The 17,515-nt window shown below is 58.0% G+C and carries 17 protein-coding genes, 3 tRNA genes and 1 pseudogene; 9 read left to right on the top strand and 12 right to left on the bottom strand.

The window, feature by feature from the left end:
* Nucleotides 1-10 precede the first annotated feature (10 nt).
* A complete protein-coding gene (locus N6L25_RS12440) occupies nucleotides 11-1,615 on the top strand; it encodes a glycerol-3-phosphate dehydrogenase/oxidase (protein WP_271980794.1) in 1,605 nt (534 codons plus the stop codon).
* A complete protein-coding gene (locus tag N6L25_RS12435) occupies nucleotides 1,612-3,174 on the top strand; it encodes an FGGY-family carbohydrate kinase (RefSeq protein ID WP_271980791.1) in 1,563 nt (520 codons plus the stop codon). Before N6L25_RS12440 ends, N6L25_RS12435 begins: the two co-directional genes overlap by 4 nt.
* Nucleotides 3,175-3,276: 102 nt before the next feature.
* Here N6L25_RS12435 and N6L25_RS17720 read toward each other — a convergent pair.
* A pseudogene (locus N6L25_RS17720) lies at nucleotides 3,277-3,375 on the bottom strand (PEP-CTERM sorting domain-containing protein); the annotation flags it as partial.
* A 900-nt stretch (nucleotides 3,376-4,275) separates the two neighbouring features.
* Between N6L25_RS17720 and N6L25_RS12425 the strand changes: the two are divergent.
* Genes N6L25_RS12425 through N6L25_RS12410 form a run of 4 tightly spaced genes read left to right on the top strand, consistent with a single transcriptional unit; the run spans nucleotide 4,276 to nucleotide 7,151 of the window.
* On the top strand, nucleotides 4,276-4,512 hold the full coding sequence (locus N6L25_RS12425; RefSeq protein WP_271980785.1) for a type II toxin-antitoxin system Phd/YefM family antitoxin: 237 nt from the start codon (nucleotides 4,276-4,278) through the stop codon (nucleotides 4,510-4,512).
* Nucleotides 4,512-4,946, top strand: coding sequence for a type II toxin-antitoxin system VapC family toxin (locus N6L25_RS12420; protein ID WP_271980781.1), 435 nt, complete (start codon nucleotides 4,512-4,514; stop codon nucleotides 4,944-4,946). The genes N6L25_RS12425 and N6L25_RS12420 overlap by 1 nt, the downstream gene beginning before the upstream one ends.
* A 5-nt stretch (nucleotides 4,947-4,951) precedes the next feature.
* Nucleotides 4,952-6,259, top strand: coding sequence for a hypothetical protein (locus tag N6L25_RS12415; RefSeq protein WP_271980779.1), 1,308 nt, complete (start codon nucleotides 4,952-4,954; stop codon nucleotides 6,257-6,259).
* A 10-nt stretch (nucleotides 6,260-6,269) separates the two neighbouring features.
* Nucleotides 6,270-7,151, top strand: a complete 882-nt coding sequence (locus N6L25_RS12410) for a DUF7281 domain-containing protein (protein ID WP_271980777.1) — start codon at nucleotides 6,270-6,272, stop codon at nucleotides 7,149-7,151.
* A 153-nt stretch (nucleotides 7,152-7,304) separates the two neighbouring features.
* Here N6L25_RS12410 and N6L25_RS12405 read toward each other — a convergent pair.
* From N6L25_RS12405 to N6L25_RS12375, 7 genes are all read right to left on the bottom strand, one after another.
* Nucleotides 7,305-7,378: transfer RNA gene (locus N6L25_RS12405), tRNA-Cys, on the bottom strand.
* A 96-nt stretch (nucleotides 7,379-7,474) separates the two neighbouring features.
* Nucleotides 7,475-7,550, bottom strand: a tRNA-Gly gene (locus tag N6L25_RS12400).
* Nucleotides 7,551-7,664: 114 nt separating this feature from the next.
* On the bottom strand, nucleotides 7,665-8,243 hold the full coding sequence (gene pgsA, locus N6L25_RS12395; RefSeq protein ID WP_271980775.1) for a CDP-diacylglycerol--glycerol-3-phosphate 3-phosphatidyltransferase: 579 nt from the start codon (nucleotides 8,241-8,243) through the stop codon (nucleotides 7,665-7,667).
* A 6-nt stretch (nucleotides 8,244-8,249) separates the two neighbouring features.
* Nucleotides 8,250-10,103, bottom strand: coding sequence for an excinuclease ABC subunit UvrC (gene uvrC, locus N6L25_RS12390; protein ID WP_271980773.1), 1,854 nt, complete (start codon nucleotides 10,101-10,103; stop codon nucleotides 8,250-8,252).
* Nucleotides 10,087-10,746, bottom strand: coding sequence for a UvrY/SirA/GacA family response regulator transcription factor (gene uvrY, locus N6L25_RS12385; RefSeq protein ID WP_271980770.1), 660 nt, complete (start codon nucleotides 10,744-10,746; stop codon nucleotides 10,087-10,089). The genes uvrC and uvrY overlap by 17 nt, the downstream gene beginning before the upstream one ends.
* A gap of 93 nt (nucleotides 10,747-10,839) precedes the next feature.
* A complete protein-coding gene (locus tag N6L25_RS12380; protein WP_271980768.1) occupies nucleotides 10,840-11,091 on the bottom strand; it encodes a hypothetical protein in 252 nt (83 codons plus the stop codon).
* Nucleotides 11,092-11,156: 65 nt separating this feature from the next.
* Complete coding sequence (locus tag N6L25_RS12375; RefSeq protein ID WP_271980766.1) at nucleotides 11,157-12,782, bottom strand: methyl-accepting chemotaxis protein; 1,626 nt, start codon at nucleotides 12,780-12,782, stop codon at nucleotides 11,157-11,159.
* A 182-nt stretch (nucleotides 12,783-12,964) separates the two neighbouring features.
* Here N6L25_RS12375 and N6L25_RS12370 point away from each other — a divergent pair, with 182 nt between their 5' ends.
* Both N6L25_RS12370 and N6L25_RS12365 read left to right on the top strand, forming a co-directional pair.
* Nucleotides 12,965-13,243: an acylphosphatase gene (locus tag N6L25_RS12370; RefSeq protein WP_271980764.1), complete on the top strand. Its 279-nt coding sequence runs from the start codon at nucleotides 12,965-12,967 to the stop codon at nucleotides 13,241-13,243.
* A 119-nt stretch (nucleotides 13,244-13,362) separates the two neighbouring features.
* A tRNA-Ser gene (locus tag N6L25_RS12365) sits at nucleotides 13,363-13,453 on the top strand.
* A gap of 177 nt (nucleotides 13,454-13,630) precedes the next feature.
* Here the strand turns inward: N6L25_RS12365 and N6L25_RS12360 are convergent.
* The 3 genes from N6L25_RS12360 to N6L25_RS12350 form a co-directional block, all read right to left on the bottom strand.
* Nucleotides 13,631-14,305 carry an RES family NAD+ phosphorylase gene (locus N6L25_RS12360; protein WP_271980948.1) on the bottom strand — a complete coding sequence of 225 codons (675 nt, stop codon included), beginning with the start codon at nucleotides 14,303-14,305 and terminating at the stop codon, nucleotides 13,631-13,633.
* 23 nt (nucleotides 14,306-14,328) lie between these two features.
* Nucleotides 14,329-14,727, bottom strand: a complete 399-nt coding sequence (locus tag N6L25_RS12355) for an antitoxin Xre-like helix-turn-helix domain-containing protein (RefSeq protein WP_271980760.1) — start codon at nucleotides 14,725-14,727, stop codon at nucleotides 14,329-14,331.
* Between the two features lie 77 nt (nucleotides 14,728-14,804).
* The gene (locus N6L25_RS12350) at nucleotides 14,805-15,716 is read right to left on the bottom strand and encodes an ROK family protein (protein WP_271980757.1); all 912 of its coding nucleotides are present in this window, start codon (nucleotides 15,714-15,716) and stop codon (nucleotides 14,805-14,807) included.
* 159 nt (nucleotides 15,717-15,875) lie between these two features.
* On the opposite strand from N6L25_RS12350, the gene N6L25_RS12345 reads away from it, so the two are divergent.
* Nucleotides 15,876-16,823: an AEC family transporter gene (locus N6L25_RS12345; protein ID WP_271980755.1), complete on the top strand. Its 948-nt coding sequence runs from the start codon at nucleotides 15,876-15,878 to the stop codon at nucleotides 16,821-16,823.
* Nucleotides 16,824-16,843: 20 nt separating this feature from the next.
* Here N6L25_RS12345 and N6L25_RS12340 read toward each other — a convergent pair whose 3' ends face one another.
* Nucleotides 16,844-17,458, bottom strand: coding sequence for a flavin reductase family protein (locus N6L25_RS12340; RefSeq protein WP_271980753.1), 615 nt, complete (start codon nucleotides 17,456-17,458; stop codon nucleotides 16,844-16,846).
* Between the last annotated feature and the right edge of the window lie 57 nt (nucleotides 17,459-17,515).

Raw genomic sequence — 17,515 nt, 5'->3', positions numbered from 1 at the left:
GGACACCGACATGGCCCAACAACAGCCGTGCCGGTCGTCCCTGCTCGATCAGCTCAGGTCCGGCAACAACCGGTTCGACATCATCGTGATTGGCGGCGGCATCACTGGTGCCGGGATCGCCCGTGAGGCCGCCGGTAGCGGCCTGAAAACCCTGCTTGTGGAGCAACGGGATTTTTCCTGGGGCACGTCGAGCCGGTCCTCGAAAATGGTGCATGGCGGCCTGCGCTACCTGGGCAGCGGCCAGTTCGGGTTGACCAAGGCGGCGGTACGGGAACGTCAGCGCTTGCTCAAGGAGGCGCCGGGGCTCATCAATCCGCAACCCTTTGTCATGCCGCACTTTCGCAAGCAGTTCCCCGGCCCACGGCTGTTCGGGCTGTTGTTGTGGCTATACGACCGCATGGCTGGCGAACACTCGCGCCGCCGACTGACCACCACCGAGACCCTACAGTGGGTGCCCGGCTTAAGCCGCTCAGGACTGGCCGCTGGCAGCGTGTTTGTTGACGCGGTCACCGACGACGCCCGGCTAGTACAACGGACGCTGGAAGAGGCTCGCCGCGACGGCGCCAGCTGCCTGAACTACGTGAAAGTCAGCCAGGTGCTGCGGCAAGACGGCCGGGCCAGAGGCGTCTCCCTGCAGGATCAGGCCGACACCAACGGCACCGAGTTCGAAGCCCACGCCGACGTTGTCATTAACGCCACCGGCGCCTGGGCCGGTCGGCTCCTGGCATCGGAGGCCAGCCTTCGCCCACTCCGGGGCAGCCATCTGGTCGTCCGCCATGAGGTGCTGCCAGTGTCCTGTGCGGTGTCGCTGCTGCATCCCGATGACGGTCGGCCGGTGTTTGCGTTTCCCTGGCACGGCACCACCGTACTGGGCACCACCGATCTGGATCACCGGCTGGACCTGGATCAGGAACCACACATCACCCAACCGGAGGTGGATTACCTGCTAAGAATCGCCACCACCCTGTTTCCCGAGCATCCCATCAAGGTGCGTGACGTCCTTTCCTCCTGGGCCGGCGTACGCCCCGTGGTTAGCTCCGGTGACGGTAAGGCACCGTCGCGGGAGAACCGGGAGCACGTGATCTGGGATGAGCAGGGACTGATCTCGGTGGCCGGCGGAAAACTCACCACTTTCCGCCTCATCGCCCGGCAAGTCCTGCAACGAAGCCGAGACTACCTGCCCAGCCTGAGGCTTCGGGATTCCCGGCTCCCGGTGTTCACCACAACCACGGCACCGCCCTGCCCGGCCACCATTGCTGCGACAACCTGGCACCGGCTAACCGGCTTCTACGGTCCGGCACTGGAACAGGTGCTGGCATCCGGGCCGCTAACGCCGGTGGCGGATAGCGATACCCTCTGGGCTGAACTCATCTGGGCTGCTCAGCATGCCGATGTGGTTCATTTGGACGACTTGCTGCTCAGACGCACCCGCCTGGGGCTGACCCTGCGAGACGGCGGCCAAGGGCTGCTTGACCAAATTCGCGAACACTGCGGCCCGGCGCTCGGCTGGAACGACTCCACCTGGCAGGCCGAGATCAACCGGTATCGGGACCTTTGGCAAAACGGTTACGCCCCGCCTGGAAACCTGGCCGACGCGGAGAGCCCGGCACCATGAGCTCTCCGCGCCCACTCATCCTCGCCATCGACAACGGTACCCAGAGCGTGCGCGCCCTGCTGTTCGATACCGACGGCCACTTGGTCGGCAAGGGCAAGCAGGAGATTGAGCCGTATTTTTCCGTGCAGCCGGGCTGGGCCGAACAGCACCCGGATTACTTCTGGGACAATCTGGGACTGGCCTGCCAGACCCTATGGGACAACACCGACGCCAAGCCCGATCAGGTCGCAGGCATCACCGTGACCACTCAACGAGGCACCGTAGTTAACCTCGATGCCAACGGTAAGCCCCTGCGTCCGGCGATTATCTGGCTGGACCAGCGTCATGCCAAGGTAGACGCCCCCTTGCCCGGCCCCTGGGGCTGGCTTTTCAAATTGGCCGGACTGGAAGACACCATCACCCGGTTCCGGGAAAAGACCCAGGCCAACTGGATTGCGCAACAGCAACCCGACGTCTGGCAGAACACGGCGCACTACCTGCTGCTCTCGGGCTACCTCAATTACCGACTGACCGGAGAGTTCAGGGATTCTACCGGTTGCCAGGTAGGCTACCTTCCCTTTGATTACCGCCGCCAGCGCTGGGCCGGCCCGCGGGACTTCAAATGGCGCTCAATGCCCGTGCGGCGGGAAACCCTGCCGGAACTGGTCTCCCCCGGCGAGCCCATCGGCCACCTAACGGCGGCGGCCGCCGCCCACCTGGGCGTCAAAGCAGGGCTGCCGGTGATTGCCGCCGCCTCCGACAAGGCCTGCGAAATCCTAGGCAGCGGCGGGCTGACCCCCAATATTGGCTGCATGAGCTACGGCACCACCGCCACCATCAATGCCACCAGCGAGCGCTACGTCGAACCCTCACGGCTGATGCCGCCTTATCCGTCAGCGCGGCCAGGCTATTACTCCACAGAAGTCATGATCTACCGCGGCTTCTGGATGGTGAGCTGGTTCAAGAAGGAGTTCGGCCTGCGGGAACAGCGCTTAGCCAGTGAGCGAAACATCGAGCCGGAAGCGCTCTTCGATGAGCTGGTCCAATCGGTGCCAGCCGGCTCCATGGGGCTGATGCTGCAGCCATATTGGTCCCCAGGGGTACGGGAGCCTGGGCCGGAAGCCAAGGGCGCGGTCATTGGTTTTGGCGACGTCCATACCCGCGCCCACCTCTACCGCGCCATCCTCGAAGGCCTGGCCTACGCCCTCAGGGAAGGCAAAGAGCGAATCGAAAAACGCAGTGGCGTTCGCATCGACCGTCTCAGGGTTGCCGGCGGCGGGTCACAGAGCGACGCCGCCCTCCAGCTGACGGCCGACGTCTTCGGTATTCCTGCCGAGCGTCCTGACACTTACGAGACGTCGGGCCTGGGCGCCGCCATCGACGCCGCGGTGGGCCTGGGTTTGCACCCAGACTTCGACACAGCGGTGGCGCAGATGACACGGATTGGCCAGACCTTCGAGCCGCAACCGGAAACCAGTCAGCTCTATGACCAGCTGTACAAGGAGGTCTACCTCGACATGTATCGCCAGCTTCGCCCGCTCTACCAAAAAATTCGCCAGATCACCGGCTATCCGAAATGACGAAAAAAACCGAAGGGGCACCCTGGAACCGCCATGCCCCTTCGGCAATGCAACGCACACTTCATCAACCTATGTATCAACAGAATGAGAGCCGGGGAACCGCTAACGCTTGCGCCGGCTTCTCGCAATGCCGATTCCCAGCAACCCGAGCCCAAGCAACGCGATGGTGCCTGGTTCCGGGACCTCTACTTCATCACCATTATCGTGATCATGGTGCTTGTCATAATCAATGAGTTCAGGAAATGTATAAGCGCCATCCTCATCGCCACCACCGAACCATAACGCGTTAGCGGACGACGCCAAGCTTACGAACACGGCTGCAAGCAGCCATTGGTAAATCCGTCGATTGATCGAACCCATCCAGATACCCTCCCTAGCGAGATGATTTTCCGCACGGACGTGACAAATCCGTCAGACCCAATAGGCAGAGCAATATGCAGGCCAATACTGTTAAGACCCCGACTATAACGGGACAAATGTACTATTTTACTCAGGCACCAACGGCAAAACGTCAAATTACGTTAAATCCACTGACACTTCATATTCGCTCGACTGTGCGTAATGCGCGTAAAGGATCGATGGGAACCCCTCGAGATAATTGCACAATCGTACAGATTTGCTCTGACAGCGAAGCCGTAGCGCGGTGTTAATAAAGCTGACGTTGGATAAACCCGGAACTGAAGCAGTAATAAGCCAGCATGTGATCGGAATGCGGGAGCTGCGCAAGAAAGGTCTGATGGACGAGTATCTGAGTCAAGGCGAAAACGACACAGCAAGTAAAACCAAGCCGCTTGGAGAGAGCCGTGTAAGAAAGCCGGCTATGGCGGAATGTACGACCTCAGAGACCTCCGCAAGAAAGGACTGACTGAAGAATTCCTGAGCCAAGGAGAAAATGACAAAGGCGGCCATGAAACGGAGGCTATGCGGAATCATTATCGGTTGATCAAGCCACCGAAGCGGGCGCGGACAACGATCAGATTTGAGCGGGAACAGAAAGTTTCTGAGTGAGTTAGATAAAACAGAAAAATCTCCAACGGACCTGATTGCTATGGAACCTCCACCAAGAGTACACTCATTGTGTACACAAATAGGGTGAGATTCATGCAAACGATCAATGTTCGGGAAACTCGGGAAAAGCTCTCAAATCTTTTGGACGCGGTGGCCGCAGGAGAAGAGGTTGTGATTCTGCGCCACGGCAAACCTGCCGCACGCCTGACCGCGGCCTTGCCCGAAAAGATTCAGTTTCCAAACCGTTCGGAACTCAGGGCATCACTGCCACCGGTCCAGGAAAGCTCTGCCCATGCGGTGCGGGAACTCAGAGATGAAGAGCGCTATTAATGTTGTACTTCGATACCAGCGCTGTTCTCCCCTACTACAGACAAGAGCATGCTAGCGATCGTGTTCAGGCATTGCTTGGGTCGCAAACCCAGCCGGTTCTTATCAGTCATCTGACGGAAGTCGAGGTGGCAAGCGCATTGGCCCGATGGGTTCGGATGGGAGAACTCAGCGAACCCCAGGCGAATCGGATCGAAAGTGCATTCCATGATGACGTCAGCCATGGGCGCTTCAGCCTGTGCCCCATTGAAACGGCCCACTATCAACGGGCCAGCCACTGGATTGGCACAAGAAAGACAAGCTTGAGGACGTTGGATGCACTTCACCTGGCATGCGCAGAACATCGCGGGGCTCAACTAATCAGTGAGGACGAAGCGCTCGTGAACGCGGCCGTTTTCTTCGGTATAGACGCCCGCCTTGCTTCAAAGGGCGACTGAGCACCATGGCTAGCCCCAAACACCTCACTCGAACACTGTTTGAGCAATGGGAAACTGTCGAGGCACTGGTGCGGGCCACCCGGGAGATGCCGGCGTTCTCCGACGAGCAGGTTCTTGCTGCCATTCGCCAGGCTCAACCGGCCCTGGACGACATTCAAGTCAGAGACGCTCTACGCAGGCTTTTGTCAGGTGGCGTACTGGAGGTTCAAAGTCGCTCTGAGAGCTTCGTGGTCAATGCCCATGTGCTTGAATTTGTACGTGGTCTGACCCATGAACACGAACTAGGACTGTCGTCAGTCATTCAGGCGCGCATCGAAGCCATTCGTGGCGCGACAGAGACCCTCACCGCAGGTATCGAAGCCGGAGATACCGGTCAGCAGACTCAAGCCATTAGCCGGCTATCTACCCTGTTCAGAGATATTGCCCGTCAGCTCGAGCAGGACCGCCATGCGATTGCTGAGCTGGCCGAGCAAGCAAAATCAGCAGACACCCGGGCACCCATCGCAAAACGCTACAAGTCGGTCCTCGACGCCTACGACCAGTATGTTGAACCGATGAACGAGATGATGGATTCCGGGCCTTCCGGCATTTTCTACCACCACCTCGCCGCAGCGGAAGACGCCCTCGACCTCGGCTACAATCGCCTGGTTCGAGGCAACCTGCATTCATTCGAGAATGCCATGCATGAATTCAACCGTCTGATCAGCCGCAGGAAGTTGTCAGACCTCAAGGTAATCCGCATTCAGCCGATTCACGAGAATCACCTTGTAGAAGCGATAGACTTGCTGATCCAAACAGCAGAAAAAGTGGAGTCCGGTGAATCCTTCGAACTGTTTAACCAGGCTACTGTGCTGGACGACCGACAACTGGACCACGCGCGCCAGTTACTGATTGATGAAGGTAGCGCTCGCCACGGGCTGAAGGTTGCGGATTTGTTTCGCCTCACTTTCGAGTTAGGCAAAGAAAATCAGGACGTGGAAAGCTTTGACGACATTGATAGTGCAGCTTCCAACGGCACCGTGCTCATGGCAAAGTTGGTGACCGGCCTGGCCATGCTCCACCTGATGCAGGACAAGAGCCGAAATGTTCAAGCTCTTTGCTACTTGGACGAAGCCCTGGCCCTGGATTCGGCCAACCAGAGAAGCTTGATCAAAACCGCTTCCGAATTCGGATTCGCGCTAATGTTCGCCTCCCCTTCTCCGTTGATTACCGCCCATTACTGCGTTCCTATCCAACAGTTGAGCAACGGAAAAAACCACATCAGCCGCAAGCATTGGCAGATTCTGCAGCCGCTTGAAGCTGTCGAGGCATGAGCTCGCCCTCATGAACAGGTCACTCAGAGAAGCATTGGTCAAACTTGAGGATTCCGGCGGAGAATGTCCTGGATCACGGTTCACGCCCTCACAGAAGCGGGTGCTTGACGAGTTCCTCCGCAGCACCGCATGTGTCACCAAGATGCGTCAGGGCAATGGCTTCGTTTATCGCATCAGCAACTCACCGGTGTTTGAGCAACATCTTAGGGAGTTACGGCCCGATGCAGAGCCTGCCAACAAGGCGCATCCAGTCCGGGCACAAAACCTCGCGTTTACCCGGTCCACCAAAGGTCGAAAGAGTTCACACGCCGCTTCTTACCGCCTACTGAAGGCAACAATGCCGGGCGTAACCTGGAATAGTGATAGAGAGTTGCTCGACCTATGGCAGCTGACATCAATCGCCGGCGCCCTCGCCATCGATATCAGCCAGAATGAAACGCCTCTGGCCACCGACAGCCCATTGTGGCTGGTGGAAAATCAGGGGTTGCTGGATGACACCAGCTGGGTGCCTGAAGGCTTGCACGGGTCTGTACTCTATTATCAGGGCCAGCTCAGTGAACGGCTGATAGACTGGCTATGCGGGAAAAAACGAAGTCCACGGATTGTTATCTTTCCAGACTATGATGGCGTCGGACTCGAAAACTATGCCCGCCTGCGCAAAGCGCTGGGCGACCACATCGAACTATGGCTAATGCCTGACTGGAAACGCAAATTGGAGCGCTATGGCAATTCTGAGGTATGGCGAAATAATCTTAACTATGTTGCCAATGCCGAGGAAAATTTAAATTTGGATCAGGAGCCGGATGAGGTGTTGGAGCTTATTGAGGCCCTTAAGCTGAGCGGTAAAGCGTTAGAGCAAGAGGCTGTTTTTCTGATCACAACGGACCGCTAATCAAGCTTGTTCAAGATGCTCTGCGCATTCAGTGATTCGCTCTTCCGCCACTCATTGAAGCGGATAATACTTTGGGTTTAATTTGGAAATTTTTTGGGTGAGGAGCTCAACTAAAATCGGATGAGGCAGATTGTTGATTATAAAGGGTAAAAATGGAGGCGCGGGTCGGAATCGAACCGGCGTACACGGAGTTGCAGTCCGCTGCATAACCACTCTGCCACCGCGCCGGGAAAAGTCCGATCATTACCTAAGGACTTTCTGCTCTCAGGTGGGCTTTGAGAGACTTGGAAGCTTTTCATTTCTACCGAAAAATCGGGAGAAATTGGAGCGGGAAACGAGATTCGAACTCGCGACCCCAACCTTGGCAAGGTTGTGCTCTACCAACTGAGCTATTCCCGCTCTAAGTCACTGCGACTTGCTGTTGCCGTCGAAGTGGCGCATATATTAATGGATCGCCGCGCAGTGTCAACCCTTTTTTTGCCAAAATATTACATGTAACTGATTGATTATTCTTTAATCAGCCCGCTCGACGGCCCGCGTGCTTTCGGCTGATGGAAACAGGTCTGGCCACGCCGCCCTCAGGTACAGCACCATTGACCAGAGCGTTAAGGCTGCCGCTACATAGAGCAGTGACACCCCGGCATAAGCCCAGGACACCCCTGGCGGGAAGGCCAGCAACATGATGATGGCCACCACTTGCGCCGTGGTCTTGACCTTGCCGATATAGGACACCGCGACACTGGCCCGGCTTCCGATTTCCGCCATCCATTCCCGTAGTGCCGAAATCACGATTTCGCGACCGATAATGATCACCGCAGGCAGCGTCAGCACCACGCTGTGGTATTCCTCAACCAGCACCGTCAGCGCCACGGCAACCATCAGCTTGTCGGCAACCGGGTCCAGAAACGCCCCAAAAGGCGTGCTTTGATCCAGCTTCCTTGCCAAGTAGCCGTCCAGCCAATCAGTCGCGCCCGCCAGCGCGAAGATCGCAGCGCTCACCATATAACGCCACTCAACCGGCATGTAAAAAATTGCGACAAACACCGGAATCATCACGATCCGCGAGAGCGTCAGAATGTTGGGTAGATTCATACTATCTTACTCGTCGTGCAGCGCTGCGTAGACCGTTTCCGCCAGGTTCCGGCTGATGCCCTGTACCTTGGCGATCTCATCGACGCTGGCCTTTCGTATTTCCTGTATGCCGCCAAAATATCGAATCAATTCGCGACGTCGTTTAGCACCAATCCCCTCGATCCCTTCCAGGGTGGATTGGCGTCGTTTCTTGTCCCTTCGAGCCCGGTGTCCAGTAATGGCAAACCGGTGGGACTCATCCCGGATGTGCTGAATCAAGTGCAGCGCCGGCGAATCCGCGGGCACCCGGAAGACGGCCCCGGTGATGGCGTCGATTAACTGCTCCATGCCCGCCCGGCGCGTGACGCCCTTGGCGACCCCGATTAGGGGTATGTCGGAGATCGCCAACTCCTCAAAAACCTGCCGCGCCACATTCAGCTGTCCCTTGCCGCCATCGATAAACACCAGATCCGGACGCTTCCCCTCCCCCGCCGCCAGCTTGCGGTAGCGCCGGCTAAGCACCTGATGCATGGCCGCATAATCGTCGCCGGGGGTAACTCCTTGAATATTATATAGCCGATAATCGGACTTGAGCGGACCATTCTCGTCGAAAACCACACAGGACGCGACCGTATTTTCCCCATGGCTGTGGGAGACATCAAAACATTCCATCCGCGACGGTGTTTCGGCCAACTCCAGCAACTCCCTGAGCGCCAGTAGCCGCCGATACACCGTTTCCCTACTGGCCAGGTGCGATTGCAGCGTTTGCCGGGCGTTGGTCACCGCCAACTCCAGCCAGCGCCGGCGCTCGCCCCGCACATTGCCCCGTATGCGTACCTCTCGTCCGGAGGCCTCACTGAGCGCCTCAGCGAGAAGCTCGGCACCCTCCACCTCAACCGGCACGAGGACATCCCGGGGAATATCCCGTTTTACATTTCCGCCAAAATAGAATTGACCGAGAAACGCACTCACCAGCTCGGCCTCGGACTGTTCAAGGGAAAAGCGGGGGAAATAGTCTTTGGTGCCCAGCACACGACCGCCACGCACGATGATCACCACGATGCAGACAATGCCGGCATCCTGATCAATGGCGACCACATCGGCATCACCGCCCTCGCCATCGACCGACTGCTGCTCCTGGACATGTCGCAGGTGACTGATCTGGTCACGATACGCGGCCGCCTGCTCAAAATTAAGCGCCTTCGAGGCCTGCTCCATCGCATCCATCAGATCTCGCAGGATCGCCGGGTTCTTGCCTTCCAGAAACATCGTCGCATGGCGTACGTCGCGCTGATAATCTTCGGGTGATATGTATTCCACACACGGCGCCGTGCAGCGATGGATCTGATACTGCAGGCACGGACGGGCTCTATTTCTAAAATAGCTTTCACTACAAGATCTTATCTTGAAGATCTTTTGTAAAACATTAAGACTTTCCTTGACCGCTCCGGAGCTAGGAAACGGACCGTACCAGCTCCCCTGGTCCTTCTTGCTACGCCCGCGGCGAAAGGTCAATGATGGATAATCTTCATGGGAAGACAGGTAAATATAGGGGTAGGACTTATCGTCCCGGAGCAGGATGTTGTAGGGCGGACGCAGGGACTTGATGAGATTCTGTTCCAGCAACAGGGCCTCGGTCTCGCTGCCGGTAATGGTGATCTCAATAGCGTCGATCCGGCTCACCAGCGCCTCGGTTTTCGGCGCCAGACCGGTCTTACGAAAGTAACTGCTGACCCGTTGCTTCAGGTTGCGGGCCTTACCCACGTAAAGCACCTTGGCCTCAACGTCGTACATCCGGTAAACACCGGGACGCTCGGTCAGCCGTTTTAGAAATCCTTTTGAATCAAACTCCTGGCGTTGCGTTTCAGACCTTGTCGGCATCGAGCAACCCGAGTCTGACTGCCATCAATGCCAACTCTACGTCGCTGGAGATTTCCAGTTTTTCGAAAATGCGGTAGCGGTAGCTGTTGACCGTCTTTGGACTGAGGCAGAGTTTGTCAGAAATATCCTGCACTTTCAGACAGTCAACGACCATCATGGCAATCTGCAATTCCCGCTCGGAGAGGCGGTCGAACACCGACTCCCCCTTTTCCTCAGCGAACTCTCCGCCCAGGTTCTTAAGGGCCATTTTTTGGGCAATCTCGGGACTGATGTACCGCTGCCCGGTATGGGCCATGCGAATGGCACGAACCATTTCGCGGATATCCGCCCCTTTGGTGATGTAAGCGGTGGCGCCGGCCTGCATTACCCGGGTTGGGTATGGATCGTCGGCACAGGCGGTCACCACAATCACCTGGATCGAATCATCGATTCTCAGAATACGGCGGGTGGCTTCCAATCCGCCGATACCGGGCATCCGTATATCCATCAGAACAATATCAGGCCGAGACTGGCGTACCGCGTCAATGGCCGATTCGCCAGAAGAAGCCTCGCCGATGACTTCAATATCGGGGTCGTCAGCCAGCATCCGGGTAATCCCGGAGCGGACCAAGTCATGGTCATCAACAACCAGTACCCTTATCAAAACTCACCTCATGCCAGACAGTATTGCGGGAAAAATTACAGAAGATTGTACCGCTTAGGCATCCTTTGGGATAGTAACGTTTGGTACATCGACCTACTCGGCAAGCCCCAAGCCGGCAACGTTCTCGGCCGGATCAAACCACACCACCAGTTCCCCTCGCCTAACCGCGGCCATCACCCGGTCTCGCTCCGCCATTGGTGATTCCACGTCATTGAGACCGTGATAGCGGGTGCAGTACTCCTCCACCAACCCCAGAAGCTGATCGTCGGGTATCAGATTTGCATCCACCACAAAGCGCTCACTGCGGGGGTCGGCTTGCGAGGATAAGTCGGAGTGTGAACTCATTGCAGAACCTGCCTAGGGGTTGGACCAAACCCACATCGTAATCACCGGCAGCGACAATGGCCAGTCTATTCGTGTGCCGCTTGGGCTGTCGTGCGAAAACTTGCGGCCAGTGCAGTCATTGAGTGGGATTCGCTGCGCAGGCCGTCGCTGACCGCACGGGTACTGGCAACGCTCTGGCTCAGCAGCTCGGCACTGGTATCCAGTGCGGACGCCCGCCGGCCCACACGGTCAATCTCATCGCGCTGGACCGCCAAAGCGCCACCGATCTCGACACTGTGCCGCTCCAGGCTCTCGAACTGGTTCTTTAACCCCGAAAGATGCCACTTCAGGCTCTCTAATTGAGCCTGGTTTTGACTACCTGCCTCCCGCATTTCTGATAATAGCCTGTCCACATCACCGACGCCTTCGGACAGGTCCGCGACCCACTGACGAATCTCGCCCGTGGAGTCCGCGGTCCTCCGGGAAAGATTGCGGACCTCCTCGGCAACAACCGCAAAGCCTCGACCATGCTCTCCGGCTCGAGCAGCTTCGATTGCCGCATTTAGCGCCAGCAAATTGGTCTGCTCGGCAATCTCCGCGATCACGCCGATCACTTGCTCGATTTTGCCGGACGCCTCCGCCAACGCTTGAATCGATCCGATCACCCGCTCAATCACTTCGACGGCATTTTCAGCAGCGTGCTCACTGTTTCTCAGCCCGGCCTGAACCTCCAGATTACGCTGGACAGCAGCCACAACGGTGCGACTTGACCCTGCCGTGATCTCCTCGATGACCGACGCCTGACCTGCGATGGTCGACATCGAGCTGGCGACATCCTGAATCTGCTGCCGGGTCTTGCCTGAGCTTTGCTGAACCTCCTCCGCCTGTTCATCCAGCCTTACAGACTGGTGATTGACGCTTTCGGCAGTGGCGCGAATATCCGTGACAAAACGCCCAAATCGCCCCACCAACCCAGAGAGGGCCGCGCCCACACCCGCAACTTCATCGTTACCGGCAACTTGCGGCAAACGGGTCAAATCCGAGGCCTGCTCCATCGCCCACAAATCGCGTTCGATGGACTGCAGCCGAACGATCACGGTGCGGCGCAGCCACAGGGTCATTGCAATGATCGCGAAGAGAAAAGCGGCGCTTCCCACCGCCAGGCCGTGCTGCTGGCGAGACAGGAATGCCAGCAGGCTGGAGGATTCCATGGCAATTTGCTCACGACTGGACAGCTGACGGGCCCGAATGGCCTCCAGCATGGGGTCCAACGACTGAAACAGCTGGAAATCCACCACCTGACCGACCCGATAGTAGCTTTTTTGCGCAATGGCCTCTGCCAGCGCAGAGATCAATGCCTCAACACGCTCAAAATTGGCCGCATTATCCACGGCCCAGGACGCCAAGGCGTCGTTACCGGCGATGTCCTGCCAGTGTCTGGGCAACACCGCGGACACCGCTGCGAACTCGGCATCGATTTCGTCCCACAGCAGAAGCTGCGCTTTCACCTTGTAGGCAAGATCCTGAATGCGTCGGTGGTCCTGCTCCAGGTCGCTCAGTTGCCAGGCTTCGTTCAGATTTCCGCGCACCAGCTGACCACTGGCCTGCTCGGCCCGCAACATGATGATCCAGGCCACTGACGCCAAGGCCGCCAGCGCGGCAATCGACAAACCGGAGAAAAACAGGATGCGGCTGCGAACCGTTGTAAGCATGCAGAACGTCCGATCAGTAAGGGTCCGGGCAGGTTATGACTTTTTTGTGTCACTTTTATTTCAGTGCGAGCGACTGCCCGCAACCAAACCGGGCGGCGATGGCAGCGAAAGGCTTTAAACCGTCATCCGAGTGAGGCAAAGTGATCAGAGCAAGGCAGCCAGTCACTCAGGGGGAGCAGAGCATGAACCAGAAGCGATGGACAATGAGAATCAGCGGACGGGTTCAGGGCGTTTATTACCGCGCCGCCACGGAAAAGAGCGCCACCGGACTGGGCGTCACCGGATACGCCCTCAACCTTCCTGACGGGCGAGTGGAAGTGGTCGCAGAAGCCGAACCTGACCGCCTTAAAGCCCTTCACCAGTGGTGCCTGCAAGGCCCACCAGCGGCCAGGGTGGATGATATCGACGTAACCGAATCGGCCGCCACTGGCGAATTCACCCGCTTTGCCATACGCCGCTGATTACAGTTCCAGAATTTTTTTAAACGAATTATCGAATCGGAGTTGCCAAAGCCCAGCAAAACCATTAAAGTTTGCGCCCTCAAATGAGCGACGACGTTGCTGATTTGAAAGAGTTTCTTGGAGAGGTGTCCGAGTGGCTGAAGGAGCACGCCTGGAAAGTGTGTATACGTTAATAGCGTATCGAGGGTTCGAATCCCTCCCTCTCCGCCAATACAAAACCCGGCTTTCGAGCCGGGTTTTTTATTGGCCGATTGGGAGGGTCAAGAGTACCCTCGCGGGTTCGACCGATGCCTGCGTAGCAGGCTGAGAAACGTCGGAGCAACGCGACGACGACCCCGAAGGGGTGAGGCACGCAGTGCCGAATAATCCCTCCCTCTCCGGGCACCGCTAAGGCCTGGACAGCTTACTGATTGAACCTATCTCGGTTCCTGTCCAGATAAATTCGTAATGACAGGACTGGTGGATTCGACGTACGCGCTTCGGTGTGAACAACCCCCAGCACAAGGCGCGATCCCGCTTGCCGCGCACCGACCGGAACTGTAGGCCACTTGCGCCCAGCTCGCGCAGGGTCCGACCACACGACCGCGATACCTCATAACTCCCGGGATCATAAATCGGGTCGGTCATGGGCAGCGCAGCGGCATCCTTCAGCGCGGCGCTTTCAAAGCGGCAGACCAGGCCCCGGAACACGAACCGGTCGTATTGCAGGCCGCGCACGCCTTGCCAGTAGCGCTCCTGATGGTAAGCAACCTCGTCAATCGCGGTGGCAAAAGAGTCGGCAATATAGAGCACGCCGTACTGGCCATCATTGAAGCGCCCCCCATCAGGATTAACATGGGTGAACGGCGCGGTGGCGTAGGAGCAGCCGGCGATGCCAAACGGAATCTGGTCCCTGGGAATCAGGTTCAGCTCACCGACCTCGGTGCGAAGTCGGGGGTTGGTGAGGGCCTGCAATTGATACAGCGCCTCGAAATCGTCGGCGTCGGCCACATCATCAAACAACGCTATGGGTGGAAATCTGGAATTCACCAGACGAAAGCCGATGACTTCTGTGTTTTCCATCCATGGAAGTGCGGCGTAGTCCGTCACCAAAGCCCTCCCCTTAAGGCGTCAATCCGCTTGAAGGTTTCGTACAAATCGGCGAACTGACCGGAGCTGATGACCTCCAGCGGGGTGCGGCCGTTAAAGTAGGGATTATCATTGGCCAGGGACATGAAGCCGTAAACGTTGCCAGGGTTATCAAACAGGGTTCTCAGGCTGGCGTGAATATTGAGCACATAGCTAAGGCGCTCCAGCTGGTCCCGAGACAGCGACGCCGATTCGGGATGCTGGCGATACTTGTACAGCGCCGCTCGGGAAATACTGAGAATGTTCTGGATCTGCCCCGGAGAACACTGCCACCTGTCCAGGATATTCAGCACCGCCTGCAATCCCGCACGGACATTGGGGGGCGGAGCTGACTGGGTAATCGAGCTCTGCATCATGGGCTTTCCTCCTTCTCACTCACCTCGTCTCACTATAGACACTTTAATAATTTTCGTCCATATGGAGACAGGCTTGGTCAAAGCGCCCCCAGCCAGGCGGCACCACGTACACCACTGGAGTCTCCGTGCCGGGCTGGCACCACAGGCGTGTCACACTCCCCGCCAAAAACATGGTCGCGAAGCAGCCGGGGCAGTTCTCCGTAGATTGCCTGCGCATTGGACAAGCCACCTCCGACCACGATGATATCCGGATCCAACACGTTGATGACCGACGCCAACCCCCTCGCCAACTGAGGCATGTAGTGATCCAGGGTACGCCGGGCGGCACGATCTCCCCCGGCAGCGGCGGCCACGATGTCCTGGGCACTGTGCCTGGCCCGCCACAGCAGGCGATGGGTCAGCGACAATCCGGTTCCCGACAGGAAAGTTTCCACGCAGCCCAGCTGGCCGCAAAAGCAAGGTCGTCGCGCCAGCTCCTCCTGAGACGTCCAGGGCAAGGGGTTGTGGCCCCATTCACCCGCCAGGCCGTTAGGCCCAGTCAGCAGCTGCCCCCTTACGCTCACCCCGGCACCACAGCCAGTCCCAAGAATCACCGCCAGCACCACCTCATACCCTTTGCCGGCACCGTCCGTCGCCTCCGACAGGGCCAGGCAATTGGCGTCGTTGGTCAGGGTTACCGGGCGCTGCAAGGTACGTTGCAGATCCGCGGCCAAAGGTCGGCCATTGAGGCAGGTCGAATTGGCGTTTTTCACCCGCCCCGACCGACGAGACACCGTTCCCGGTATTCCGACCCCCACCGAAATCCCCCGAACTCCAGCGGCGCTTTCCGCCTCACCGACCAACGACCGAATCACCTCCAATCCGGCGGCGTAGTCTCCCGGAGGTGTCGGCTGACGCAACCGGAAATACTCTCGACTGTCCCTGTCCAGCAGAATCACTTCGGTTTTGGTGCCGCCCAAGTCGACACCAATCATCCAGGAATCGGACATAACGACCTCACCAGCCCTACGGCAAACTCGACAACTGAGCGAAAAAACATCGAATATTGGCTCGCCACGTTGAGACCGCAGTGTCGACCAATAGTTACGTTCCCAACATCACAGCGATAAGCGAAAATACCAGCTTTCTCCAGAGCGCCGTTAACACCCATGACCCTTGCGAACATCTTTTTCCAGACCCTGGAAACCACCTTGCCGGTATTCGCCATGGTGTTTATTGGCCTGGGCCTGAAACGCCTTAACTGGATCGACGACGCCTTCATCAACACCGCCTCGGCGCTGGTGTTTCGCGCCACCCTACCAACCCTGGTGTTTTTCAGCATCGTACGGGCCGATCTCGGCAGCGCCTTTAACCCGGCCATGCTTGGATACTACCTGACGGCAACCATTGCGTGCTTCGGCATTGCCTGGCTGTGGTCAGTGTGGCGCGTCCCCCGGGAAGACCGGGGCGTATTCGTCCAGGGCGCGTTTCGCGGTAACTGCGGCATTGTCGGCCTGGCCCTGGCGGCTAACGCTTACGGCGATTTCGGGCTTTCAGCCGGAGGTATCTTGCTGGGGTTGGTGATCATTTCCTACAACGCCCTGTCCGTTATCGTGCTCACCGCCTACCACCCCAACAAGCAAGCCCGCCTATCCAGCATCCTGGGAGATATCCTGCGCAACCCCCTCATTTTGGCGGTGCTGGCAGCCATCCCGGTGGCCTGGTCGGGAGTGACCCTGCCCTCCTGGCTTCACACCAGTGGCAATTACTTCGCCTCGCTGACCCTGCCGCTCGCACTGCTGTGCATTGGCGGCACCTTGTCCCTGAGCACCATCCGCAGTGACAGCAAGTCCGCGCTCGGCGCCAGCGTCATGAAGATGATCACCTTACCCCTGATAGCGACAGCTGGCGCTTGGCTTTGCGGGTTCAAAGGCCAGGAACTGGGCTTGATGTTCCTGTTCTTTGCCAGCCCCACGGCCGCCGCCAGCTATGTCATGGTCAAAGCGCTGGGCGGCAACGATCGACTGGCTGCAAACATCGTCGCGCTGACCACCCTGCTGGCCAGTGTCACCATCACAGCAGGGGCGTTCGTGCTTCGTGCCAGTGGCGCCGCTTAAAAGACTGAGGCCGCCGGAGACTACGACGGTCGGGGAATTGTCAGCACTTCACCAAAGGTGACGTATTCGTTCCCCCCAAGCCGTCCGATGGGATCCAGTACGGCGGCATCGACTCGCAGCCGATCCTTCGCATCGAGCGAAACCGCGCGATCATCCACATAGACCTTGTGGATCAGACCAAAGATCAGACTTTGCGGTGTCGGGCCAATTTCTTGGATTTCATAGAGTTCACAAGCCATGGCGACGCGACAATCCGCCAGCCTGGGCAGGTCGAAATCTTCAAATTCCGTTAATGCCAGGTCCAGCTGGGCGAGCTCCGACTGACCGTGGGGGAGCACCTGGGAGGTCTCGGTCATGGCCCTTGCCTGCTCGCGGTGGGCAATATGAACGGTAAACTTTCTGCGCTTTTCAATATTGACCCGGGTATCCTTGAAGCTGCCATCGGGCTTTTTACCCACCGACAGCATCAGTAGCGGAGGCTTGCTGGTGATGGCGTTAAAAAATGAAAACGGTGCGAGGTTGTAGTCCCCGTCCGGATTCTCAGTCAGCACCCAGGCCACCGGGCGAGGCACCAGGGTCTGGGTCATGGCGTGATAAACTTCTTGCGAGGTCAGTTCGTCGAAATCGAGGATCATGGGCGACTCCAGCTCAGGGTTCGACAGCCCTCCCTCATCGCCTCAGGTGTGGCCAGG

This window comes from Marinobacter sp. SS21 (assembly GCF_028369065.1).
Taxonomy (GTDB): Bacteria; Pseudomonadota; Gammaproteobacteria; order Pseudomonadales; family Oleiphilaceae; genus Marinobacter.
This window is presented reverse-complemented; position numbering and strand designations above follow the sequence as displayed.

Excerpts from the sequence above, each read along its gene's own strand:
- N6L25_RS12375 (WP_271980766.1), bottom strand. The coding sequence starts at position 12,782 with ATGCTTACAACGGTTCGCAGCCGCATCCTGTTTTTCTCCGGTTTGTCG.
- N6L25_RS12355 (WP_271980760.1), bottom strand. The coding sequence starts at position 14,727 with ATGATGCAGAGCTCGATTACCCAGTCAGCTCCGCCCCCCAATGTCCGT.
- N6L25_RS12370 (WP_271980764.1), top strand. The coding sequence starts at position 12,965 with ATGAACCAGAAGCGATGGACAATGAGAATCAGCGGACGGGTTCAGGGC.
- N6L25_RS12415 (WP_271980779.1), top strand. The coding sequence starts at position 4,952 with ATGGCTAGCCCCAAACACCTCACTCGAACACTGTTTGAGCAATGGGAA.
- N6L25_RS12350 (WP_271980757.1), bottom strand. The coding sequence starts at position 15,716 with ATGTCCGATTCCTGGATGATTGGTGTCGACTTGGGCGGCACCAAAACC.
- N6L25_RS12360 (WP_271980948.1), bottom strand. The coding sequence starts at position 14,305 with ATGGAAAACACAGAAGTCATCGGCTTTCGTCTGGTGAATTCCAGATTT.
- uvrC (WP_271980773.1), bottom strand. The coding sequence starts at position 10,103 with ATGCCGACAAGGTCTGAAACGCAACGCCAGGAGTTTGATTCAAAAGGA.
- N6L25_RS12435 (WP_271980791.1), top strand. The coding sequence starts at position 1,612 with ATGAGCTCTCCGCGCCCACTCATCCTCGCCATCGACAACGGTACCCAG.
- pgsA (WP_271980775.1), bottom strand. The coding sequence starts at position 8,243 with ATGAATCTACCCAACATTCTGACGCTCTCGCGGATCGTGATGATTCCG.
- N6L25_RS12345 (WP_271980755.1), top strand. The coding sequence starts at position 15,876 with ATGACCCTTGCGAACATCTTTTTCCAGACCCTGGAAACCACCTTGCCG.
- N6L25_RS12380 (WP_271980768.1), bottom strand. The coding sequence starts at position 11,091 with ATGAGTTCACACTCCGACTTATCCTCGCAAGCCGACCCCCGCAGTGAG.
- N6L25_RS12425 (WP_271980785.1), top strand. The coding sequence starts at position 4,276 with ATGCAAACGATCAATGTTCGGGAAACTCGGGAAAAGCTCTCAAATCTT.
- N6L25_RS12440 (WP_271980794.1), top strand. The coding sequence starts at position 11 with ATGGCCCAACAACAGCCGTGCCGGTCGTCCCTGCTCGATCAGCTCAGG.
- N6L25_RS12340 (WP_271980753.1), bottom strand. The coding sequence starts at position 17,458 with ATGATCCTCGATTTCGACGAACTGACCTCGCAAGAAGTTTATCACGCC.
- N6L25_RS12410 (WP_271980777.1), top strand. The coding sequence starts at position 6,270 with ATGAACAGGTCACTCAGAGAAGCATTGGTCAAACTTGAGGATTCCGGC.
- N6L25_RS12420 (WP_271980781.1), top strand. The coding sequence starts at position 4,512 with ATGTTGTACTTCGATACCAGCGCTGTTCTCCCCTACTACAGACAAGAG.